The organism is Vannielia sp. ABF1_015 (genome assembly GCF_056160745.1).
The window spans coordinates 123579-146976 of the sequence record NZ_JBSWXT010000004.1 but is presented as its reverse complement, the minus strand read 5'-3'; the positions used below and the strand labels follow the sequence as shown (position 1 = coordinate 146976).

General features: G+C 65.9%; 20 protein-coding genes. 16 read left to right on the top strand and 4 right to left on the bottom strand.

Features of this window, described 5'->3' with window-relative positions:
* Positions 1 to 82 precede the first annotated feature (82 nt).
* The 12 genes from ACXAG6_RS19840 to ACXAG6_RS19785 all read left to right on the top strand — a co-directional run bounded on the left by ACXAG6_RS19840 (position 83) and on the right by ACXAG6_RS19785 (position 15125).
* The gene (locus ACXAG6_RS19840; RefSeq protein ID WP_475339670.1) at positions 83 to 1024 is read left to right on the top strand and encodes a GAF domain-containing protein; all 942 of its coding nucleotides are present in this window, start codon (positions 83 to 85) and stop codon (positions 1022 to 1024) included.
* Positions 1025 to 1132: 108 nt separating this feature from the next.
* Entirely contained in the window at positions 1133 to 3568 is a 2436-nt protein-coding gene (gene nirB, locus ACXAG6_RS19835) for a nitrite reductase large subunit NirB (RefSeq protein ID WP_475339669.1), read from the top strand.
* Positions 3565 to 3897: a nitrite reductase small subunit NirD gene (nirD, locus tag ACXAG6_RS19830; RefSeq protein ID WP_475339667.1), complete on the top strand. Its 333-nt coding sequence runs from the start codon at positions 3565 to 3567 to the stop codon at positions 3895 to 3897. The genes nirB and nirD overlap by 4 nt, the downstream gene beginning before the upstream one ends.
* A gap of 97 nt (positions 3898 to 3994) precedes the next feature.
* Complete coding sequence (locus tag ACXAG6_RS19825; RefSeq protein WP_475339665.1) at positions 3995 to 4837, top strand: formate/nitrite transporter family protein; 843 nt, start codon at positions 3995 to 3997, stop codon at positions 4835 to 4837.
* A gap of 65 nt (positions 4838 to 4902) precedes the next feature.
* Positions 4903 to 6630, top strand: coding sequence for a bifunctional protein-serine/threonine kinase/phosphatase (locus ACXAG6_RS19820; protein ID WP_475339664.1), 1728 nt, complete (start codon positions 4903 to 4905; stop codon positions 6628 to 6630).
* A gap of 17 nt (positions 6631 to 6647) precedes the next feature.
* Entirely contained in the window at positions 6648 to 7115 is a 468-nt protein-coding gene (cynS, locus tag ACXAG6_RS19815) for a cyanase (protein WP_475339663.1), read from the top strand.
* Positions 7116 to 7119: 4 nt separating this feature from the next.
* A complete protein-coding gene (locus ACXAG6_RS19810; protein WP_475339662.1) occupies positions 7120 to 9762 on the top strand; it encodes a molybdopterin-dependent oxidoreductase in 2643 nt (880 codons plus the stop codon).
* Complete coding sequence (locus tag ACXAG6_RS19805; RefSeq protein WP_475339661.1) at positions 9759 to 10724, top strand: glycosyl transferase family protein; 966 nt, start codon at positions 9759 to 9761, stop codon at positions 10722 to 10724. Before ACXAG6_RS19810 ends, ACXAG6_RS19805 begins: the two co-directional genes overlap by 4 nt.
* A gap of 13 nt (positions 10725 to 10737) precedes the next feature.
* The gene (cysG, locus tag ACXAG6_RS19800; protein WP_475339659.1) at positions 10738 to 12147 is read left to right on the top strand and encodes a siroheme synthase CysG; all 1410 of its coding nucleotides are present in this window, start codon (positions 10738 to 10740) and stop codon (positions 12145 to 12147) included.
* Positions 12148 to 12187: 40 nt separating this feature from the next.
* Positions 12188 to 13003: a fructosamine kinase family protein gene (locus ACXAG6_RS19795; RefSeq protein WP_475339658.1), complete on the top strand. Its 816-nt coding sequence runs from the start codon at positions 12188 to 12190 to the stop codon at positions 13001 to 13003.
* Between the two features lie 123 nt (positions 13004 to 13126).
* Positions 13127 to 14872: a sugar phosphorylase gene (locus tag ACXAG6_RS19790; RefSeq protein WP_475339657.1), complete on the top strand. Its 1746-nt coding sequence runs from the start codon at positions 13127 to 13129 to the stop codon at positions 14870 to 14872.
* A 94-nt stretch (positions 14873 to 14966) separates the two neighbouring features.
* Positions 14967 to 15125, top strand: a complete 159-nt coding sequence (locus ACXAG6_RS19785; protein ID WP_475339655.1) for a hypothetical protein — start codon at positions 14967 to 14969, stop codon at positions 15123 to 15125.
* Positions 15126 to 15228: 103 nt separating this feature from the next.
* Here ACXAG6_RS19785 and ACXAG6_RS19780 read toward each other — a convergent pair whose 3' ends face one another.
* Both ACXAG6_RS19780 and ACXAG6_RS19775 read right to left on the bottom strand, forming a co-directional pair.
* Positions 15229 to 16455: a glycosyltransferase family protein gene (locus ACXAG6_RS19780; RefSeq protein WP_475339654.1), complete on the bottom strand. Its 1227-nt coding sequence runs from the start codon at positions 16453 to 16455 to the stop codon at positions 15229 to 15231.
* A 40-nt stretch (positions 16456 to 16495) separates the two neighbouring features.
* Entirely contained in the window at positions 16496 to 17308 is an 813-nt protein-coding gene (locus ACXAG6_RS19775) for an HAD-IIB family hydrolase (RefSeq protein ID WP_475339653.1), read from the bottom strand.
* Between the two features lie 261 nt (positions 17309 to 17569).
* On the opposite strand from ACXAG6_RS19775, the gene ACXAG6_RS19770 reads away from it, so the two are divergent.
* The 4 genes from ACXAG6_RS19770 (at position 17570) to ACXAG6_RS19755 (ending at position 20093) form a co-directional block, all read left to right on the top strand.
* On the top strand, positions 17570 to 17800 hold the full coding sequence (locus tag ACXAG6_RS19770) for a hypothetical protein (RefSeq protein WP_475339652.1): 231 nt from the start codon (positions 17570 to 17572) through the stop codon (positions 17798 to 17800).
* 80 nt (positions 17801 to 17880) lie between these two features.
* Positions 17881 to 18921, top strand: a complete 1041-nt coding sequence (locus tag ACXAG6_RS19765) for an aldo/keto reductase (protein ID WP_475339650.1) — start codon at positions 17881 to 17883, stop codon at positions 18919 to 18921.
* Positions 18922 to 19017: 96 nt separating this feature from the next.
* Positions 19018 to 19626: a hypothetical protein gene (locus ACXAG6_RS19760; RefSeq protein ID WP_475339649.1), complete on the top strand. Its 609-nt coding sequence runs from the start codon at positions 19018 to 19020 to the stop codon at positions 19624 to 19626.
* Positions 19614 to 20093: a lipocalin family protein gene (locus ACXAG6_RS19755; protein WP_475339648.1), complete on the top strand. Its 480-nt coding sequence runs from the start codon at positions 19614 to 19616 to the stop codon at positions 20091 to 20093. Before ACXAG6_RS19760 ends, ACXAG6_RS19755 begins: the two co-directional genes overlap by 13 nt.
* A 24-nt stretch (positions 20094 to 20117) precedes the next feature.
* Here the strand turns inward: ACXAG6_RS19755 and truA are convergent, their stop codons facing one another.
* Together truA and hrpB are read right to left on the bottom strand one after the other, a co-directional pair.
* Entirely contained in the window at positions 20118 to 20885 is a 768-nt protein-coding gene (truA, locus tag ACXAG6_RS19750) for a tRNA pseudouridine(38-40) synthase TruA (protein ID WP_475339647.1), read from the bottom strand.
* Positions 20886 to 20920: 35 nt separating this feature from the next.
* Positions 20921 to 23359 (bottom strand): ATP-dependent helicase HrpB, encoded by a 2439-nt coding sequence (gene hrpB, locus ACXAG6_RS19745; RefSeq protein WP_475339747.1) that lies wholly within the window; start codon positions 23357 to 23359, stop codon positions 20921 to 20923.
* Positions 23360 to 23398 lie beyond the last annotated feature (39 nt).

The window sequence follows — 23398 nt, the reverse complement described above, 5'->3', positions numbered from 1 at the left end:
CGGGCTGGCGATGGGCACGCATTTCTCAGTGATCACGGGCGGACGCAGCAGCGCGCCCATGCAGCAAAAGGGAGACGGCATCATGGATGTCGCGATCGACACACCAACCAAGACCTTCATTCAGGTCGCCGAAATCTGGGTGCCCGAGGGCGAGACGCTGGTGCACGGCGGGGGCAGCTACGGCGACCTTTCGGCCTTCGAAGCCGCCTCGCGCCGCGAGAGCTTTGCCAAGGGCGAGGGCCTGCCGGGCAAGGCCTGGGCCGAGGCGTGCCCGGTGGTGCTGAAGGGCTTTGACGGCAGCTATTTCAAACGCACCGAGGCCGCCACCGAGGCCGGGCTGACCACGGCGGTGGCGATCCCGGTGTTTGCGGGCAAGACCCTGAAGGCGGTGCTGGTTGTGCTTTGCGGGGACGATGAAAACCGCACCGGGGCTATCGAGGTCTGGAAAGAGGCCGAGGGGCTGCTGATGCTGGATGACGGTTACTACGGTGCCGCAAAGCACTTCGAATGGGTCAGCCAGCACACGCATTTTCCGGCGGGACAGGGGCTTCCCGGCGGGGTCTGGGCCTCAGAAACGCCGATGCTGATGCGTGATCTTGGCTCGGGCTACCGCTTTATCCGGGCCGACAGCGCAGGCAAGGCGGGGCTGACCACCGGCCTCGGCGTGCCCATCCCGGTGCCCGGCGGCTCGGCATTCGTGCTCACGCTCCTCAGCGCCCGCGGCACCCCAATCGCCCGCCGGTTCGAGCTGTGGGATGCCCGCGCGGCCAAGGTCGGCAAAGATGGCGGCGCGGCGCTGGTTGACGGTATTTGCGCCCGCGAAGGTGCGCTTTGGGATCCGGAGAACGCAGGCAACGAGCGCCGCGCAGAAGCCTGGCAGGGCAGCATCGGCAAGGTGCTCGGCTCCGGCCTACCGGTTGTCGAAAGCGGCGCGCCCGGCCTTGCGGCTGGCTATTCGTCGATGGTCGCACTGCCGATCTACCTCGGCGGAGAGATGGCCCACATTGTCGCTTGGTATGTGTAAGGGGCTGACGATGCTTGATTTTTTCACTCACCTTCTCCTCGGCCCGCCAGTGCCCCCCAGCCCGGTGCCCGTGCCTGTTGAAACGCCCTCGCAAGGAGGAACCCGCAAATGACCGAGAAACTTGTTGTCATCGGGGCCGGCATGGCCTCTGGCCGCCTGCTCGAACATCTCTTCGATGCCGCGCCGGATGCCTATGATGTGACCCTCTTCAACGCCGAGCCGCGCGGCAATTACAACCGCATCATGCTCTCGCCGGTGCTGTCGGGCGAGAAAAGCTATGACGAGATCGTCACCCATGACGAGGCTTGGTATGCGGCCAATGGCGTGACCTGCCGGTTTGGCGAGCGCGTCACCGCGATTGATCGCAGCCGCAAGGTGGTGATCGCCCCCGAGGGCGAGGTGCCCTACGACAAGCTGGTGCTCGGTACCGGCTCCTCGGCCTTCATCATCCCCTGCCCGGGGCATGACCTGCCCGGCGTGGTCGCCTTCCGCGATCTTGAGGACACCGAGGCGATGATGGAGGCCTCTGGCGGGCCGGGTGCCCGAGCCGTGGTGATCGGTGGCGGGTTGCTGGGGCTGGAGGCGGCAGCTGCGCTGCGGCTGCGCGGCATGGAGGTGACGGTGCTGCACCTCGCCGGCCACCTGATGGAGCGCCAGCTTGATGAGAGCGCGGGCTACCTGCTTCAGAAAGACTTGGAGAAACGGGGCATTACTGTGCTCACCAAGGCCTCGACCAAGGCAATTGAGGGCGAGGGCAAGGTGGAGCGCGTGGTGCTGGAAGATGGCGCCGTGCTGGAGGCCGATATCGTCGTCATGGCCGTGGGCATCCGCCCCGCCGTTTCGGTTGCTGCCGATGCGGGCCTTGAGATGGGGCGCGCGGTGAAGGTGGACGCGCAGATGCGCACCTCCGACCCGGATATCTTTGCCGTGGGCGAATGCGTGGAGTTCAACGGCCAGCTCTTCGGCCTCGTCGCGCCGCTCTACGATCAGGCGAAGGTTCTGGCCAAGACGCTGATCGGGGAGGAGGAGGCCTTCACCCCCAAAGAGCTGTCGACCAAGTTGAAGGTGACAGGCTGCGACCTGTTCAGCGCGGGCGATTTTGCCGAAGCGGAGGGGCGCGAAGACATCGTGTTCCGCGATCCGGCGCGCGGCGTTTACAAGCGCCTCGTTATAGAGGGTGAAAAGCTGGTGGGCGCGGTGATGTATGGCGACACCGCCGACAGCAATTGGTTCTTCGGCCTCATCAAGGACGGCACGGACATCGAAGAAATGCGCGAGACGCTGATCTTCGGCCCCGCCTTTCAGGGGGGCGGCTCCGTGGACCCTATGGCGGCCGTTGCAGCCTTACCGGCTGACGCAGAAATCTGCGGCTGCAACGGCGTGTGCAAAGGCCAGATCGTGGAGGCCATCGAGGGCGGGGCAACCACCCTCGGCCAGATCAAGGCCAGCACCAAAGCGAGCGCCTCCTGCGGCACCTGCACCGGCTTGGTGGAGCAGGTCATGGCGGTGACGCTGGGCGATGGTTTCGAACTGCCCAAGGCGCAAAACATCTGCGGCTGCACCGACCTTAGCCACGAGGATGTGAGGCGGCTGATCAAGGCCAAGGAGCTGAAGAGCCAGCCCGCCGTTTGGCAGGAGCTGGGCTGGAAAACCGTGAACGGCTGCCATGTGTGCCGCCCTGCGGTGAACTTTTACCTGCTGGCTGACTGGCCGCTGGATTATCAGGATGATCCGCAGAGCCGTTTCATCAACGAGCGGGTGCATGCCAACATCCAGAAGGACGGCACCTATTCGGTCGTGCCCCGGATGTTCGGCGGCATGTGCACCCCCGACGAGCTGATCGCAGTGGCCGAGGCGGCGCGCAAATACGGCGGCACGCTGCATGTCACCGGCGGCCAGCGCGTTGATATCCTTGGCATTCGCAAGGAAGATCTGCCCGCGATCTGGGCCGATCTCAACGCTGCCGGGCTTGTCTCTGGTCATGCCTACTCCAAGGGGCTGCGCACCGTCAAAACCTGCGTCGGCACCAACTTTTGCCGCTTCGGTACGCAAGACAGCACCGGCCTTGGCATCAAGCTGGAGCAGAAGCTCTGGGGCAGCTGGACGCCGCATAAGGTGAAACTCGCCGTCACCGGCTGCCCGCGCAACTGCGCTGAGGCGACCTGCAAGGATATCGGCGTGGTCTGCGTCGACTCTGGCTTTCAGATCGGCGTTGGCGGCGCGGCGGGGATGGACGTGAAGGAAACCGAGCGGCTGGTGGACGTGAAGACCGAGGAAGAGGTGATCGAATGGGCCACCGCTTTCCTTCAGCTTTACCGTGAGCACGGCAAATACCTCGACCGGCCCTATAAATGGCTCGCCAAGGTGGGGCTCGACTGGGTGAAGGAGGTGCTCGCGGACCCCGCTGAACGCGCGGCGCTGAACGAGCGCTTTGAGGTCTCCCAATCTGTCTACCGCAAGGATCCGTGGGCCGAATTGGCCAAACCCGAACCGGCGAAGAGCTTTTTGCCCGTCGCCGACCTGACCCAGGAGGCTGCCGAATGAGCTGGATCGACATCTGCGACATCGAAGACATCCCCGAGCGCGGCGCGCGCATTGTGAAAACCGCCGAGGGCTGCGTCGCGGTCTTCCGCACCGGGCCGGAGGAGGTTTTTGCCACCTCCAACAGTTGCGCCCACAAGGGCGGCCCGCTGTCGGAGGGCATCGTGCATGACCGCAAGGTCACCTGCCCGCTGCACAACTGGGTTTATTCGCTGGAAACCGGCGAGGCCCAGGGCGCCGACCAGGGCCAGATTGCAACCTACCCCGTCCGGATCGAGGCCGGGCGGGTTCTGCTGGACGCCGAGAGCCTTGCGAGGCGGTCGGCAGCCTGAACGGACCAGGCCGCGCAACGGCGTGCGGCGTCACCATCACCGTCAACGGCGACGGCGTAAAGACCAAACGAAACCAGTTATTTAGGGGACTGCACCCATGTCTTACGTCATGCCCAAGGAATTCGCGGCCAAGATGGTTGATGCCGGCGAATCCAAGATCTTCATGGCCACCAAGGATACGCTTATCCGCGCCTTCATGGCCGGGGCCATCCTCGCGCTCGCCGCCGCCTTCGCGGTCACCATCGCCGTCAACACCGGCAACTTCCTCGTTGCGTCGCTGCTCTTTCCGGTCGGCTTTTGCATGCTCTACTTGCTCGGCTTCGATCTGCTGACCGGCGTGTTCACGCTTTGCCCGCTGGCGGTGATCGCCAAGCGCCCGGGCTGCACATGGAACGGCGTGTTCCGCAACTGGGGCCTTGTGTTCGTGGGCAACTTCGCGGGCGCGATGACCACTGCCGTGATGATGGCGGTGATCTTCACGATGGGCTTCAGCCAGGAGCCAAATGACGTGGGCCAGCGCATTGGCGTGATCGGTGAAAGCCGCACCGTGGGCTACGCCGCCGCAGGCGCTGCGGGCATGCTGACCGTCTTCGTGCGGGCCGTGATGTGCAACTGGATGGTGTCCACCGGCGTTGTCGCCGCGATGATGTCGAGCTCGGTCTCGGGCAAGATCATGGCGATGTGGATGCCGATCCTCGTGTTCTTCTACCTCGGGTTCGAGCATTCGATCGTCAACATGTTCCTCTTCCCCTCGGGCATCATGCTGGGCGGTGAGTTCACATGGTTCGACTACCTCGCCTACAACGAGATTCCGGTGATCCTCGGCAACCTCGTGGGCGGGCTGACCTTTGTTGGCGGCATGATCTACATGACCCACTTCCGCGAGAGCCCCAAGCGCAACGCGCATGTGAACGCCGACACCGGCCTGCCGGCTGAGTAAGCCACGCGAGCCTCGGGCCCCGTTGCGGCGGGGCCCGCACCTTCCCCCAGCCGGAGCGTCGTTTCATGCCGAAGGACAGCACAGCAGCCCGCGAAACACTGCGTGTGAGCCTGGGCCAGTTCTCGACGGCTGGCCGCAAGCCGGTGAATCAGGATTTTCATGGTGCCAGCGTGCCCACCGGCTCCGCGCTCCGGATGAAAGGTGTCGTGCTGGCCGTGGCCGATGGCATCAGCTCCTCCACTGTCAGCCGCGAAGCCTCCGAAACGGTGGTGAAGGCCCTGCTGACGGATTACTACGCCACCGCCGATGCGTGGTCGGTCAAAACGGCGGCGAGCCGGGTGATTGCGGCGACCAACGCTTGGCTCCACAGCCAGAACGCCGCGTTTGACGATATCAATGCGGGCCGCGTCTGCACCCTTTCGGCGCTGATCCTGAAGGGCAGCGAGGCGCATATCTTCCAGGTTGGCGACAGCCGTGTGTCGCGCCTTTCGGGCGGGAGCCTCGAGCCGCTGACCCAAGAGCATCGCGTGATGTTGCCCGGCAAGGAGCACCACCTTGCCCGGGCCATGGGGGCGGCGGCAGAGGTGGAGATTGATTATCACGCCCAGCCGGTGAAGGCGGGCGATATCCTTGTGCTGACCACCGATGGCGTGCACGAGCATCTCGGCTTCCACGCCCTGCGCGACAGCATGGGCCAGCCCAGCCTCGATGCCGTGGCCGAGGCGCTGGCAATGTCGGCGCTGGAGGCTGGGAGCGACGATAACCTGACGGTGCAGGTGCTGCGCATCGACGCGCTGGCGCAGGATGACGCCAGCCTTGCGCTGGACCGGGCCAATTTGCCGATACCGCCGCTGCCAAAGTCGGGCGAGGTGATCGACGGGTTCCGCATTGTGCGCCCGGTCCAGAGCACCGCCCGCAGCCATGTGTTTTTGGCCGCTGACGAGGCCGGGCGCCAGGTGGCGCTGAAGGTGCCCACGCGCGAGATGGCCGAGGAGGGCGATTATCGCCAGCGGTTTGCGCTGGAGGAGTGGATCGCCCGGCGCATCCGCAGCCCGCATGTGGTGGCCGCCTCGCCTGCGCCCGACGCCCGCAGCTGGCTCTATTCGGTGACCGAATGGGTTGATGGTGTGACCCTCCGGCAATGGATGACCGACACTCCGCAGCCCTCCCATGACGAGGTGCGCGACATCGTCCGCCAGATCGCCGAGGGCCTGCGCAGCCTGCATCGGCGTGACATGCTGCATCAGGATATTCGCCCCGAGAACGTGATGATCGACGCCGAGGGCACGGCGAAGATCATCGACCTTGGTTCCACCACTGTGGCTGGGGTGGAAGAGGCCGCGCATGGGGCGCTGGGCGTGATGCCGGGCACCTTTCAGTATACCGCGCCCGAGTATCTCTCGGGCGATACGGTGAGCTGGCGTTCTGACCAATACGCGCTGGCGGTGATCGCCTATGAAATGCTCACCGGGCGGCTGCCCTATGGCACGCAGGTGGCCCGCATCCGCAACCGGACAGATCAACGCCGCCTGCGCTACATGCCCGCCCATGATGACGTAACAGGCGTGCCGCTCTGGCTGGACGCCGCGCTTGCCCGGGCGCTCCACCCCGACCCGCTGCGCCGCTACGACGCGCTCTCGGAGTTCATCGCCGATCTCTCCCGCCCCGGCGCCTCCTACAAGGCCCGCACCCATGTTCCGTTGGCCGAACGCAATCCGCTGCGCTTCTGGCAGGGCGTTTCGGCGGTGCTCGCACTGCTCTGCCTGATCCTCGCCGTTCAACTCACCCACTGACCCCAAGGAGGAAGACCATGAAGGACGTTATCGCCGCCGAGATGCTCACCAAGGAAGACGTTACCGCGCTGATCATTGCCGCCAAGAAGCAGGCCGGGCTGACATGGGAGGGGATCGCTGCGGAAATCGGCATGTCGCCGGTCTGGACCCACTCGGCCTGCATGGGGATGAACGCCTTTGCGCCCGACAAGGCCGCCGCCCTTTGTGCCCTGCTGGAGTTGCCGGAGGGCGCCGCCGAGGTGCTGGAGGAGAGCCCCACCAAGGTCTGGAGCCAGACCGTGCCCACCGATCCCTGCATCTACCGCTTCTACGAGATCGTCGGCGTTTACGGCCCCACGCTGAAGGCTCTGATCCATGAAAAGTTTGGCGATGGCATCATGTCGGCCATCGACTTCGACATGGAGGTGACCCGCATCCCGAGCCCCAAGGGCGACCGGGTGGAAGTGAAGATGAGCGGCAAATATCTCGCCTATAACGCCTGGTGATCTGATGACCATTGCGCCCTCCTGCCAGATCAAGACGACGTGCCCTTATTGCGGCGTGGGCTGCGGCGTGCTCGCCGCGCCCGATGGGGCAGGGGGGCTGAGCGTGGCGGGCGACCCGAACCACCCGGCCAACTTCGGGCGGCTTTGCTCCAAGGGCTCGGCCCTGGGCGAGACAGTCGGGATGGAAGAGCGGCTGCTCGCCCCGCGCGTCAACGGTGCCGAGGCCGGTTGGGACGGTGCGCTGGGCCTGGTGGCAGACCGCTTCCGCGCCACCATCGCCGAGCACGGGCCGGACTCCGTGGCGTTTTACGTCTCCGGCCAGTTGCTGACCGAGGATTACTACGTTGCCAACAAGCTGATGAAAGGCTTCATCGGCTCGGCCAATATCGACACCAACTCCCGCCTCTGCATGGCCTCCTCGGTGGCCGGCCACAAGCGCGCCTTCGGCACCGATACCGTGCCCGGCACCTATGTGGACCTGGAAGAGGCCGATCTTGTGGTGCTCACCGGCTCCAACCTCGCATGGTGCCATCCGGTGCTCTACCAGCGGATCGTGGCGGCCAAGGCAGCGCGGCCTTCGATGAAGATCGTGGTGATCGACCCGCGCCGCACCGCCACCTGCGACGCCGCCGACATGCACCTGCCGATCGCGCCGGGGGCTGATGTGGCGCTCTTCAACGGGTTGCTGCGCCGTATCCGCGATGCCGGCGCCGTGGATGCGGGCTTTGTGCGCGGCGCGGTCGACGGGTTTGACGAGGCGCTTTCGTCGGCGACCAGCGAGATCGACGCAGAGACCGGTGTGGATGGAGACCTGCTGCGCCGGTTCTACGACCTCTGGGTGCGCACCGAGAAGGTGGTGACGGTCTACTCTCAAGGCGTCAACCAATCCTCGCAAGGCACCGACAAGGTGAATGCCATTCTCAACTGCCACCTCGCCACGGGCCGGATTGGCAAGCCGGGCATGGGGCCGTTTTCCGTCACCGGGCAGCCCAATGCCATGGGCGGGCGCGAGGTGGGGGGGCTCGCCAACATGCTGGCCTGCCACCTCGACATCGAGAACGCCGCCCACCGCATGGCGGTGCGCGACTTCTGGCAGGCCCCCGCGATGCCTAAGAAGGCAGGGCTGAAGGCGGTGGAGATGTTTGATGCCATCGAGCGCGGCGAGATCAAGGCCCTCTGGGTCATGGCCACCAACCCCGCCGTCTCGATGCCGGAGGCCGACCGGGTGCGCGCGGCCATCGCGGGCTGCGACTTCGTGGTGGTCTCCGACATCACGGCACGCACCGACACCGCTCGCCTCGCCCATGTGCTGCTGCCTGCCACCGGATGGGGAGAGAAGGAGGGCACAGTCACCAACTCCGAGCGCCGGATCAGCCGCCAGCGCGGGGCGCTGCCCGCCCCCGGCGCGGCCAGACACGATTGGCGCATCCTCTGCGATTTTGCCGCCCACATGGGGTGGGGCGCGGCGTTTGATTATTCCTCGCCCGCAGAGATCTTTCGCGAATATGCCGCGCTATCGGGCATCGCCGCAGGCATGGGCAAGGATTTTGACATCTCAGGCCTCGCCGGGATTTCGGATGCGGAGTATGCAGACCTCGCCCCGGTGCAATGGCCGGTGAGTGCTACGCGCAGCGGCGGGCGTTTCTTTGGCGATGGCCAGTTTTTTACCGAGAGCGGGCGGGCGAAGATGCTGCCGGTGCGCACCACGGCCCCGGTTACGGCGGCGGATCGGCGTTATCCGTTCCGGCTCAACACGGGCCGGGTGCGCGACCATTGGCACACCATGACGCGCACCGCCAAATCACCACGCCTCAGCCAGCACATGGCCGAGCCCTACCTTGAAATTCACCCCGACGATGCCTCGCGCCTCGGCCTCCGGCCCGCCGGGATTGCCGATGTGGAAAGCCGTGCCGGGCGCGTGCTGGCCCGGGTGATCGTGACTGACCGGGTGCGCCCCGGCGAGGTGTTTGTGCCGATGCACTGGACGGCGGAAACGGCGGCACTGGGGCGTGTCGATGCGCTTGTGGCCTCTGTGGTTGATCCCGTCTCGGGCCAGCCCGACAGCAAGGGTGCGGTGGTTGGCATCGCGCCTTTCGCCGCCGCGTGGTTCGGCTTTGCCGTCTCCGCCGCCAAACCACGCCCCGATGCGCCCTATTGGGCGGTGGCCCGCGCCCGCGATGGCTGGCGGCTGGAACTGGCGGGCGTGGAGGCACCGGAGGATTGGGAGGCCTGGGGGCGCACGGTTTTTGGGCTGCCGCCTGAGGCCGAGGCGCTTGTCGTCAGCGATGCCTCCCGCGGTGGCGCACGCCTTGCCTTTCTTTCCGAAGGCAGGTTGCAGGCCGCGCTCTTCGTGTCGGCCCAGCCTGTCGCCGTTTCGCGCAGCTTCATGGCCGGTCAGATCGGCGCGGCGGCGGCCCCCGCGCACCTCTCAGGCCAGCCGGGGCAGGACATGCCCGATCCGGGCGCAACCGTCTGCGCCTGTTTCGACGTGGGGGTGAACACCATCCTCGCCTCGATCGAGAGCCAGCAGCTTGCCAGCGTCGAGGCGATTGGCGCGGCGCTTCAGGCGGGCACCAACTGTGGCTCTTGCCGCCCGGAGCTGGCGGCGCTGTTAACATCCACTCTACACCGGGAGGCCGCTGAATGAGCCTTGCACCCTATGTCCGCATCCTTGGCCGTGGTCCGGGCCGCTCACGCTCGCTGACGCAGGAGGAGGCCCGCGAGGCCATGACGCTGATCCTCTCCGGTGAGGCAGCGCCCGAGGCGGTAGGTGCGCTGTTGATGCTGATGCGGTTCCGGGGCGAGACGGCGGGGGAGGTGGCCGGCTTTGTAGAGGCCGCGCGTGCCACGCTTGCCCCTTGGCCCGGCGCTGCGCCCGCGCTCGACTGGCCAAGCTATGCTGCAGGCCGCACCCGGGGCTTGCCGTGGTTCCTGCTCTCGGCCCGCCTCGTGGCGAAGGCCGGAGCGCCGGTGTTGCTGCATGGCTGGAATTCGCACCAGAAGGCGGCCGCCTCGGTGCGGGCCGCTTTGCCAGCGGCAGGAATTGCCGAGGCGGCTTCGATGGAAGAGGCCAGCGAGGTGATCGCACGCGATGGCATTGCGTATCTGCCGTTGGAAGCCTTTGCGCCGAACCTGCTGAAATTGCTGCGCCTGCGCGATGTGCTCGGCCTGCGCTCTGCCGTCAACACCGTGCTGCGCGTGCTCAACCCGGCCCGTGCCTCGGCGGCGGTGCAGGGCGTTTTTCACCCGCCGTACCGCGACCTTCAGGCGGATGCCTGCGATCTGCTTGGCCAGCCCGCGATGACCGTGCTCAAGGGCGGCGGCGGCGAGTTTGAGCGGCATCCCTCCAAGGAGATCGCGCTGTTCGGCACGCGGGGCGGCACCCGCTGGGAGGCTTCGGCCCCGGCGCTGGAGGAAGAGACTCGCCGCCTTGCCGATGAGGCCCCTGACCCGAATGACCTTGCCCGCCTCTGGCGCGGCGAGAGCGAGGATGAGTTTGCCCGGGCCATCGTGCTGGGCACCGCCGAGCTGGCGCTGGAAACCTGCGGCCTCGCGCCCGGGCTGGCGCAAGAGCTTTGGGACAACCGCCACGCCGCCCGCGCGGCATGACTGGAGAGACGAGATGAAGACTTTTCCGATGTTCCTTGCCATGGCTGGCCGCCGCGTGGTGATTGCGGGGGGCGGCGAGCAGGCCGCGCAGAAGGCCCGGCTGATGCTGAAGACCGAGGCGAAGCTGGTGTTTCTGGCCGAGACGCTGGAGGACGAACCGGCCGCGCTGGTGGCGTCGGGCCGGGCAGAACACCACTCAGGCGGGGTGAGCGCGGGTGCCTTTGCAGGCGCGGCGCTGGCCTTCATCGCCACCGGCTGCCCGGGGCGTGATGCGGCCCTTGCGGGCCTCGCCCGCGCCGCCGGGGTGGTGGTGAACGTGGTTGACCAGCCAGACCTGTGCGATGCCTACACCCCCTCCATCGTCGACCGTGACCCGTTGGTGGTGGCCATCGGCACCGAGGGGGCGGCCCCGGTTCTGGCGCGGCAGGTAAAAACCCGCGTGGAAGAGATGCTGGAGCCGCGCCTTGGCGACTTCGTGGCCATGGCGGGCCGGATGCGCGAGGCCGTGGCCCGCCGCGTGCCCCGCGCCGCCCGGCGGGCCTTCTGGCGTTGGGCTTTCTCCGAAGCGCCCCGCAGGTTGCATGCCTCCGGGGCGGAACGCGATGCAGCCTCGGCGCTGAAGCAGGCGATTGCGGCAGGTGGCGCGCCCGATGCGCAGGGCGAGGGCCTGATAAGCCTTGTCGGTGCCGGGCCGGGCGCGCGCGATCTGCTGACGCTGCGGGCCGTCCAGCGGCTTCAGGAGGCCGATGTGATCTTTTATGACCGGCTGGTGGACCCGGAGGTGCTGGAGCTGGCCCGCCGTGATGCCGAGCGCGTGTTTGTCGGCAAAGAAGTGGGGGCCTGCGCATGGCCGCAGGAGCGGATTGACGCGGTGATCGTCGCCGCTGCTCGCAAGGGGCGCCGGGTGGTGCGGCTGAAGTCGGGCGATCCGGGCATTTTTGGCCGCGCCACCGAAGAGCTGGCCGCCGCCCGCGCTCAGGGCGTTACGGTTGAAATCGTGCCCGGTGTCACCGCCGCCTCTGCCGCCGGGGCTGCCATGGGCCGCTCGCTCACCGAGCGCGGCGAGACCGATCGCGTCGTTTTTACCACCGGCACATGCCGCGAGGGCGATGCCGCGCCGGACTGGGGTGCCATTTGCGCCCCCGGCACCACGCTGGCGCTCTATATGGGTGTGCGCAAGGCGGGGGAGATAGAGCATAGCCTGCTATGCGCGGGTGTGCCGGGTGGATCGGAGGTCGAGATCGTCTGCTCGGTGTCGACCGCGCAGGAGCGCCACAGGGCCTGTCGGCTTGACCGACTGGCCAGCACCGTAGCGGGGCAGGGCGTGAAGAACCCGGCGATCATCTTCGTGCGGCACCCCAAGCCGCGGGTCGAGGCGTTGGACGCCCCGCAACCGGCCCGCCACCTCGCCGTCGCTGGCTGATCGGCTCGACAGTCGCGGCCATTCGGGCGACCGTGCCTGCATGAGCCCGCAAAAAGACCTCGCCCAAACCGCCGCCGCGCTTCTCGGGGCCCGTTCTCCGCAGGTCGAGCCGCTGCATGGAGGCGACCTCAGTGAGGTGCTGCTGCTGCACCTCGGCGATGGTCGCAAAGTGGTGGCAAAATCCGGCCCTTCTCCGGAGGCCGAGGCCCGGATGCTGACGGAACTGGCGCGTGCCGGGGCGCCGGTGCCGGAGGTTCTGGCAGTTTGCGGCAGGGCATTGGTTCTCGGCCATGTGGCGGGCAGCGGCGGGCTTGGGTCCGAGGGCTGGGGTGATCTGGGGCGGGCGCTGCGGCGGGTGCATGACTGCAAGGCCGCAGGCAATGGCTGGCCCGAGCCCTATGCCTTTGCAACGCTGGATATCGACAACACGCCGGAGCCCACGTGGCCTGCCTTTTGGGCCAAGCGCCGCTTCCTTGCGCATAGCCAACAACTGCCGCCAGCCCTTGCCGCACGGCTGCGCAACCTCGCCGTTGAACTCCCCGAACATCTGCCTGCGCAGGCCACCTCGCTGCTGCATGGCGACCTCTGGGCGGGCAACATCCTTGCCCGAAACGGGCGGCTCGCCGCCCTTATCGACCCGGCCAGTTATTACGGTGACGGCGAGGTTGATATTGCCATGCTGCACCTCTTCTCCACGCCTGGCCCTGCCTTTGCCGAGGGCTACGGCCCGCTGCCGCCCGGCGCCACAATGCGCCGCGCGATTTATCAGCTTTGGCCCGCCATCGTGCACGCCCGGCTTTTTGGCGCCGGGTATCACGGGCTGATCGACCGTCTCCTCACCGCAACCGGCCATTGAGACAAGGTTTGCCCACCAAACAGGCAGTTTTACCCTCTGCATCACTTGCAGCCCGCCCCTGCCTTGAAAGCGCTTTGGCTTTGATGCTTTACCTGAATCGATGCCTCCAGCCCGGACCCCCTGATGCAAAAACCGACTCCTTCAGTCAAATCCAAGACAGCGACACTGCTGGAACAGATCTATCCTGAGCATGATTGCGAGGCGCTGGCCGCCGCGGTGCAAGAGGCGTTCTGGCCGGAGGGCAGCCATGCCCGCTCGCGGGCGCGCACGGCGGGCAACAACCTGTGGAGCGAGGCGGATACCCTCGTTATCACCTATGCCAACAGCCTCGTGGACGGGCATCACAAGCCGCTCGATCTGCTGCGCGACTTTCTTACCCATTACCTGCAGGGGGTGATCTCGGGGGTTCATATCCTGCCCTTCTTCCCCTTCACCTCCGATGACGGTTTTGCGGTGGTCGATTACCGCGCGGTGAACCCGCAGGTTGGCGACTGGCCCGACATTCAGCGCATCGCTGAAGAGTTCAAGCTGATGTCGGACCTGGTGCTCAATCATGTCTCCAGCTTTTCCAAGTGGTTCCATGATTACCTTCAGGGGCACGAACCCTACGACAAGTTCTTCTTCGAGGCCTCGCCCGAGGATGACCTGAGCCAGGTGGTGCGCCCGCGCACCTCGTCGCTGCTGCGCGAGGTGCAAACAGCGGACGGGCCAAAGCATGTGTGGTGCACCTTCTCGCACGATCAGGTGGACCTGAACTTCGCCAACCCCGAGGTGCTGCTGGAATTCCTGCGCATCATCCGCCTGCATATCGACAATGGGGTGCGGGTGATCCGCCTCGATGCGGTGGCCTTCCTTTGGAAGGAAATCGGCACCAACTGTATCCACCTGCCGCAAACCCACGCCATCGTGCGGCTGATGCGGCTGCTGTTCGACTATGCTGTCGAACCGGTGATCCTGCTGACCGAAACCAATGTGCCCAATGCCGAGAACCTCAGCTATTTCGGCAACCGTAACGAGGCGCATGCGATCTACAACTTCTCGCTGCCGCCACTGGTGCTGCATGCCTTGCTCACCGGGTCGAGCCGCGCCCTCAACCAATGGCTCATGGCCATGCCCCCCGCCCAACTGGGCTGCGCCTACCTCAACTTTACTGCCAGCCATGACGGCATCGGGATGCGCCCGGCGGAAGGCCTGCTTTCGGAGGAGGATATCGAGGATGTCATCGGCGCGGTGAAGGCCAATGGCGGGCTGCTCTCCATGCGCACGCTGCCGGGGGGCGGCGAAAAGCCCTATGAGCTGAACATCACGTATTTCGAGGCGCTGAAGGGCACGGTAAACGGGCCGGACGCGCATCAGATCATGCGCTTCCTGTGCAGCCAGACGATTGTGCTTTCGCTTGAGGGGATTCCGGCCTTTTACATCCACTCCCTGCTGGCCACGCCGAATGACCACGAAGGCGTGGAAAAGACCGGTGTGAACCGCGCGATCAACCGTCACCGCTGGCACTATCCGACGCTGCGAAAGGCGCTGGACGATCCGGAGACGATCCATGCGCAGGTTCTGTCGCGGCTCAAACGCCGGATCAGCATCCGCACGCGTCAGCCCGCCTTTCACCCCAATGCCACGCAGTTCACGTTGCAACTCGGCGAGGGGATTTTTGGCGTCTGGCGGCAAAGCCTCGACCGCTCCCAGTCGATCTTTGCAATCCACAACCTGACGGATGAGACGATCACCCTGCCGGTGTTCTCGATCAACCTGATTGGCGGCGAGAACTGGATCGACCTGCTTTCGGAAGAGATCATTGATGCCGCGCGCGGCGAAATCGAGCTGGCCCCCTACCAGTGCCGGTGGATCTCAAACAGGCACTAGGGGCGGGTGTGCATGGCGGTGCCATGAACTGTCCGCAATATGGGCAGGTTGCTCTGGCTCCAGTGCATTTGAGGATGGCTAGCGGGGTCACGATGTGAAACAGGAAAGCGATAAGACGATCATCATGTCTGTCTGTGCCGCGGTGTTTGTGCTGTTGGGCACGCTGGCGGCGGTGTTCGGCCAGTGGGTGGGCGGCGAACCGAAGACTCCTGGCGCACAGATCGAGCGAGAATTGACAAAACCGGTCAACTGAAACGCGATCGGAGAGGGGCAGGCGCTGCAGCGCACCCTCAGGCCGATGAAGCGCAGATGAAGAGGCCCCGCCCGCCGAGCGCAGCGAGGCCACCGAGAGCGGGTTAGCTCGCGGCAAACTCCGCGTTGTCTTCGCGGATAGCTGCCGCCATGTCGCGCATCAGGTCGGGATCGGCGGAGTGGACGCGGCTCCAGTTGGGGATGAAGGGCGTTTCCATCGGGTTTTCCAAAAAGATCTGCCCGGCCTCGACGATGTTGGAGGCAAAGAGCTCCACTGTCGTCTCTTCCTTGTGCCGGTCCACCGAAAGCCCGTTCATCCATGCGTCGTGGGCATAGATCTCGATCATGTCGAGCGCGGTCCGGTAGTAGGTGGCCTTCAGCGAGCGGAACATGTTGGGGGTAAACACCGTGCCATCGGCGGCCAGTTTGCGATAGAGCGCTTTGCAGATGTCGATCGACATGCGGCTGAGGCCCTTTGTCTTGTCATCCTCGCTGACCGGCTGGTGCTTGTGGTCATAGCGGTCGGAGATTTCGGCCTGGCACACCGCCTTGGGGCTGAGGTTGCGCCAGGCTTCCGAGAGCACGCCAATCTCCAGCCCCCAGTCGGAGGGGATGCGCATATCGGGCAGGATGCCGGTGCGCATGGCAAATTCGCCTGCGAGCGGGTAGCGGAAGCCGCGCAGGTAGTCGAGGTAGTCGTGATCGCCGATGACCTTCTTCAGCGCCACCAGCATCGGGCTCACCAGCAGGCGGCTCACCCGGCCATTCAGCTTGCCGTCGGCAATGCGCGGGTAGAAGCCCTTGCAGAGCTGGTAGGGAAAGTTGGGGTTGGCCACCGGGTAGATCAGCCGAGCCAGCATGCCGGCGTCGTAGGTGAGAATATCGCAATCGTGCAGAGCGATCACCGCGCTGTCGGCCTGCGCCAGAGCATAGCCCATGCAAAACCACACGTTGCGGCCTTTGCCCGGCTCCTGAGGCGAGAGGTTGAGCGCCTGTAGCCGCTCGTCAATCGCGGTCAGCCTTGGCCCGTCATTCCAGAGCACCGCATGTTCTTGCGGGAGGCGTGCAAAGAACTTCTTGGCGGCGCGGTATTGTGCCTCGTCGGCGCGGTCTAGCCCGATGATGATCCGGCTGACAAAGCGCACCTTGGAGAGCTCGTCGAGGATGGCAGGCAGCGCATCGCCCTCCAACTCGGAAAAGAGGGAGGGCAGCACCAGCACGATTTTGCGGGTGACGGCGATGGTTTCCAGCTCGCGGGCCATGGCCGCCGTGTCGAGCGTGCGCAGGTTGTGCAGGGTGGCGACGCTTCCGCTCTGATGAAAATCGGCCAATCTTCGGGCTCCTTGTGGTTTGCTCTGGTCTTCTGTGCGGTCAGTCCCGCGGCCTGTGAGTGGCCATCTTGTCAATCATTTCAAGCACCGCTTCGTTCCATCCCGCGGGGCCGGAAACTGTGGTGCGCCGGATTTTACCGCTGGATTCGCCCGGCAGTGTATCAATTCCCGCGCCATGTGGGTTGGCGATGATGATGCCGGTATCGGCGGCCTCCAGCATCCCTATGTCATTTGGCGCATCGCCAAGCGCCATCACAGTGGCCTGCGGTGCGATCCTGTCGACCACCTCGCGCATCCTGTCGGCCTTGTCGGCACCGAAGGAGAGGGTCAGATAGCGCCCCCCCTGACGCGCGGTGATGCCCGCCTCGGCGAGGGCCGCAACAAACGCCTCGCGTTGCGCCGCATCGCCTCGCCAAAGGCCCGGCTCGGAAAACTCGCGCTGGGCGGCCAAAGCGGCTTGCTCGGGCGGCAGCCCGGTTTCCCGCGCCACACCTTCCGGCCCCCAATCGGTGAAGCCTACAAAACCGTTCCGAAGCGCGGGGGTCAGGGCGTTCAACGCCTCCATCAGTGCCGCATGGCGGGTGCTGGGCGCGGCATCCTGCCCGCGCCAAACCACGCCTGCGCCATTCTCTACGATCAGGGCGGGTACGTCAGGCGGCAAATCTTGTGCCAGCGATTGCATCTCATGCGAGGTTTTGCTGCTTGCCAGCACCAATGCCACGTTTTTTCTCTTCAGCGCCTGCAACGCGCTCTGCGCTGCAGAAAAGCTGTAGGTTTCATGGTCGAGAAGGGTGCCGTCCAGATCGGAAAAGACGATCAGGCGGTGACGCAAGGTGTCGGATTCGTTGGACATCTGCTTTGAGCCTACCGGGTTCTTTTGGTCTTGGCCACAGTTGCGAGAGCCAAGGTGAGGTGCGGTATTGTGCGCGGGAAGGAGGTATCTTTTGCTGCGGTGCGGCGGATAGAAGCCTTTGGGAATACAAAAAACCGTCGTAGGATTGCCTAGTTTCTCAGTAATTTCAGTCAATAAGGTACCCGAAGCCCGCCCTGCCGTAACCAAGTGTTAGTGAGAGCCATGCAAAGTTTTGCGCCATCATTTGACCGGGAGTTCGAAGTGCAGTTCCTCAACCTAGCCATCCTTCTGGTGTTCGGCTTTGGAACCGTAGGCCTTGTCTCGCACCTTGCCTCACCCCACTGGCTTTGGCTGATCCCCGCCTATTGCGCAGGAAGCCTGCTTGGCCTCGCCGTGATATGGCTAACCTACGCATGGCCCCTCCGGGCCCGCCCGCTGCGCGACGCCAACTTGCAGGATACGCCGATCAAACCCGTCGAAAACGGCTCCTGAGCGCCAAGGTTCTGGCTTGCCCCTCCGTCCTGGGGCACTAGGGTGCACGGCGACTTCAGACGGCAAGGGACGATCTTCAGATGAAAATGCAAAGGCTCGGCAAGAGCGACCTTGAGGTGCCGATCTGGTGCCTCGGCACGATGACCTTCGGCAACCAGACCTCCGAGGCGGAGGGCCATGCCCAGATTGATGCGGCACTGGAGGCGGGGCTGAACTTTCTCGACACCGCCGAGATGTACCCGGTGAACCCGGCGAAGGCCGAGACGGTGGGGCGCACCGAGGAGATCATCGGCAATTGGGTGGCAAAGTCGGGCCGCGGGAGCGACGTGGTGATTGCCACCAAGATCGTGGGGCCGAGCAAGCTGGCCCGCGACGAAAGGGGTATTACAGCTGCGACCCTGCGTGAGGCGGTCGATAGCTCGCTGCGGAGGCTTCAGGTCGATGTGATTGATCTCTACCAACTTCACTGGCCCCAGCGCGGCTCGTATCACTTCCGCCAGCATTGGTCCTTCGCCCCCGAACAGCAGGACCGCGCCGCCACCCGTGCCAATATGGAAGAGGTCATGGCCGAGATGGGCCGTCTGCGCGATGCGGGCAAGGTGCGCCACTTCGGCACATCGAACGAGAGCGCTTGGGGCATGACCCGCTGGAACCAGCTGGCCGCAGAGCTTGGCGGCCCCCGGATGGAAACGGTGCAGAACGAATACAGCCTGCTTTGCCGGATGTACGACACCGATATGGCCGAGATGTCGCATCAGGAGGAGGTGTCGCTGCTGGCTTACTCACCGCTGGCCGCCGGGTTGCTCACCAGCAAATACGAGGGCGGTGCACGGCCCGATGGCAGCCGCGCGTCGATCAACGGCGATCTGGGCGGGCGGATCACCGCGCGGGCCGAAGCCGCGACCGACGCCTATGTGGCCTTGGCGCGCGAGCATGGGGTGGACCCGGTGCATATGGCGCTGGCCTGGGCGGCAGAGCGGCCCTTCATGGGGTCGGTGATCTTTGGCGCAACGACGATGGCGCAGTTGCAGCACATCCTTGCTGGCACGGGGTTTACGCTCACCGAGGCGCTACGCGAGGCGATTGCCGAGATATACCGTGCCCATCCCCTGCCGTATTGAGGATCACTTTGACGTCAGCCCCCCATATCTAGCGGTTCGCGCTGGACTTTCAGCGCATATCTGGCAGTCTCCCGGCCAGATGTGAGGAGGCTTTGCGTGGTGCGAAAGGTGTGGATTGGCGCGATGGGGCTGGCGCTTTGCTTGGCGCTCGGCGGCTGCCAGCTGCCGGGCGGATCTGGCGCATCCTCTGAGAGCAGCGCCGAGGCCGCCGAGGCCGGGCCGGACGACCCGCGCCCCAAGCCGCGCCCGGGCAGCGAGGCTGCGAAAGCCGCAAAGGCGGCCAATTCCGCCGCCCCGCGCTCGCCGGATCTGGAGCCTCCAGCCCCGGCGCGCACGCCCGATGCGGATGATGATCTGCTGCCGCAGGCCGATGAAGCGAAGGCCGAAGCTGCTGAGGAAAAACCTTCGGCACCGGAACTCCCAGACGAGATCTATCAGGCTCCCGAGCCTCCGCCCGTGCCCGCCGCGCTGACCGGGCAGGCGGCGCAATGCACCAAATCCAAGGGCCGGTTTGTCCAGCGGGGCGAGGGCGGCACCTTTACCTGTGTCCGACCGACGCGCGATGCCAACAAACGCTGCGATGACAGCTCGGATTGCGAAGGGCTGTGCTTTGCCAAGTCCCGCACCTGCGCCCCGGCGACCCCTCTCTTTGGCTGCTACGATGCGCTGGAAAGTGGCCGTGTGGTAAACATATGCACCGAGTGATCCCGGCGCTTTTGCTGGCGGGCTGCATGGCCGCGCCTGCGCCCCAAGCCTACCGCGATACCACGGCCCCCATCAGCTCTATCGCGCTGTTTGATGCAGCCCGGTTGCAGGGGGAGTGGCGCGAGGTGGCCTCCTTCCGCGAAGATGGCGCCTGCCTGATCTGCCGCGCCGGTTTTGCCCCCGATGGCGGGGGGGTGAAGATGGTGAGCGGTGCAGGCACAGCGCTGCTGGTGCCCGCCGGGCCGGGGCGGCTCGCGCCGAAGGGGCTTGATGGCGCATTGGCGCAACCGTGGTGGGTGCTCTGGGTGGATGCGGATTATCGCACGCTGGTTATCGGCACCCCATCGGGCGAGTTCGCAGTGGTGCTTGACCGGGGCGAGATCGGCGCAGATCGGCGCAAGGCAGCAGAGGAAATTCTGCGGTGGGCCGGGTATGATGTGGCGCGGCTGAAGCCTTCAAGACTGTGACAGGGGCCCAGGGTGGGCGCTGGCCTAGATGAAGGGATCTTCCGGGTAGTCGACGTGGCTCAGATAAAGCCCGTAGGGCGGGCAGACGGGACCGCAGGCAGCACGATCCTTCGCCTCAAGCGCGGATTTCACATCTTCCGGGGACCATGCTCCCGCGCCAACCCGCTCCAGCGTGCCGACGAAGCTGCGCACCTGATTGTGCAAAAAGCTGCGCGCCGAAAGCGAAAATCGAAACTCGTGTCCACCGGGATAGGCCAGCTCTTCGATGTCGAGTTGGTCGAGGGTTTTGACAGGTGATTTTGCCTGACATTCCGAGGCCCGAAAGGTGGTAAAATCATGCTGCCCCAGCAGGTGCGCGGCCCCGGCCCGCATGGCAGATAGATCCAACGGTTGCATCACCCGCCACGCCAACCCCGCGTCATGGGTGAGCGGGGCGCGGCGCACCACGAGGCGAAAAAGATAGTGCCGGGCCTCGGCCGTGAACCGCGCGTGCCAGTCGTCCGCCACCCGGGCGCAGGCCACCACGCACACCGGATCGGGCTTGAGGTGGTAGTTCAGGGCTTCGGAAAGCCGAAAGGGCTGCCACTCTCGCTCCATATCGCAATGGGCGACCTGCCCCAGCGCGTGTACGCCAGTGTCGGTGCGCCCCGCCGCGGCAATCGTATGCGGGCCCGGCTCCAGCTTGGCAAGTGCCGCCTCCACAGCGCCCTGAACCGAGGCCAGCGCGGCCTGTCGCTGCCACCCCGAGAAGGGGGCGCCGTTATATTCAATTTTCAGAGCGTAACGGGGCATTGCGGCGGTTTACGGCGGTGTGGGGCTGCACGCAATCATTTGCGCGGTTTGGCCCGCAGGGTGGGGTCGGCCACTTTTGGGTCTTCGGGCCAGGGGTGCTTGGGGTAACGGCCCCGCATGTCTTTGCGCACATCTGCGTAGGAAGTGGACCAGAAGCCGGGGATATCCATGGTGGTTTGCACAGGGCGGCCTGCTGGGGACAGCAGGGTGACGCGCAGGGGCTGGCCCGCGACGGTGGGGTGGGTGGTTTTGCCGAACATCTCCTGCAGGCGCAGCGAGATTTCGGGGGCCTCGCCGGAGTAGTCGATTGGAATGGCCCGCCCGAGCGGCGTGGTAAAACTGGGGGGTGCGGCGCGGTCGAGCCTTTGCATCCCGTCCCAGCCAATGCGGGCTTTGAGCGGCTCCGTAATGTCGAATGCGGCGATATCGGCGGCGGTGCGGATTGGGCCGAGGTAGGGCAGCAGCCAATGTTCAGCTTCGGCCAGCAGGGCCTCTTCGGAGCAGTCGGGCAGTTCGGGCAGGAGCGCAATGCGGGCCAGCAGGCGGCGGGCCTTGTTGCTGATCGGCAGCCCGAGGTCGCGCACCCCGTCGAGCGCGGCGGCGGCGAGGGCCTCATCGGGGGCGTCCTTCCAGTGCCGGTCATCCAGCACCAGCGCGCCCAGCCGCTCCTGACGCCGCGCCACCACCCGGCGCTCGCGCTTCGACCATTCAGCCAGGTCTTGCCATTCGGGCGTGATGCCGGGCGTGTCCCGCAGTTCGCTTTCGCTGATCGGCAGGGCGAGGCGGATGCGGGCATCGCGCCCTTCGCCCTCGATATCGGCCACCACAATGAGGCGTTGGCCGGCCAGATCATCCTCCGCCCAAAGTTGCGCCCCCCGTCCGCCCGAGAGCAGAAAGCGCGGTGCATCGCCGGGGCGGCGCATGCCGATGCGGTCGGGGTAGGCGAGGGCAAGGGCTTGGGCGTCTGAGAGATCAGAGGCGGGGCCTGCAAGCCGGGCAAGGCGCTTGGCCTCCTGCGAGATGCGTTTCAACGCGCCCCGCGCGGTATCTGGCGCAGAGCCGGGGTTTTGCAACGCTCTCAGCCGCTTGGAGAGATCGGCCCCCGTACTGCGCATTGGGTCGCGCTCGTTGAGCAGGGCGGCGAGTGGTGCGGCGCCGGGGCCTGCGAGGGCGAGCATATGGCCGAGGCGGGGATGAACGGGCAGGGCGCAGAGCGCCTTGCCATGGGCGGTGATCCGGCCGCCCGACAGCGCGCCAAGGTCTTCCAGCAAGCGCCCTGCCGAGGCCATGGCCCCCTCGGGCGGCGGGGTCAGAAACAGCAAGCCATCGCCGCCGCCCCATAGGGCCAGCTCAAGCGCCAGACCGGTGAGGTCTGCCGCCTCGATCTCGGCGGGCGGGAAGGCGGGCAGCGCGCCGTGGCCGCCCTTTGTCCACAGGCGATAGACCCGCCCCTCTTCGACCCGCCCCGCGCGGCCCGCCCGCTGGGTCGCCTCGGCCCGGCTGACCGGTTCGGTCACGAGGCATGACATGCCTGTGCCCGGATCGAACCGTGCCCGCCGGGCGCGGCCGGAGTCGACCACCGTGCGAATGCCGGGGATGGTCAGGGAGGTTTCGGCGATGGAGGTTGCGAGCACCAGTTTGCGGGTTTGCTTGCCCCCTGTTCGAAGCGGCCGCATGACCGCGCGTTGCTCGGCAAACGGCAAAGCGCCATAGAGCGGCATGACCGCGACGGTTTCCGGCAGGCGGAGCGCGGAGGTTAGGCGGCGGATTTCGCCTTCGCCGGGCAGGAAGGCCAGCATGTCGCCCGTGGTTTCTCCCATGGCGCGTGCGATCAGCTCGGCCATCGGGCCTTCCAGCCGGGCCCCTGCAGGCAGCGGCGTGTCGGCCCAGTGCTCCTCAACCGGAAAACTGCGGCCTTGGCTTGTGATCACCGGCGCATCGCCCATCAGCGCGGCCACGGGCGCGGCGTCGAGCGTGGCTGACATGACGAGCAGTTGCAGATCGGGCCGCAGTGCCTCGCGAGCCTCCAGCGCCAGCGCAAGGCCGAGGTCGGCCTGCAGGGAGCGTTCGTGAAATTCGTCGAAGATCACCGTGGACACGCCCGAAAGCTCTGGGTCGGACTGGATCATTCGGGTGAGAATGCCCTCTGTCACCACCTCGATGCGGGTGGCCCGGCTCACCTTGGCCTCGCCGCGCATCCGGTAGCCCACGCCCTCGCCGAGGCTCGTGCCAAGTGTTTGCGCCAGCCGCTCAGCCGCGCTGCGGGCTGCAAGGCGGCGGGGCTCCAGCAGGAGGATCCGGCCAGCCCCGGCCATGCCCGCCTCCCAGAGGGCCACGGGAACGCCGGTGGTTTTGCCCGCGCCGGGCGGTGCCTGAAGCACGGCCATGCCGTTTGTCCGCAGGGCGTCGAGCAGATCGGGCAGCGCTTCTTCGATCGGCAGCTGTGGGGCAAAGGGGTCGTCAACCTTCTGCATGGGCTGGACATAGCCCGCCGCGCCGGGGCAAACCATGGC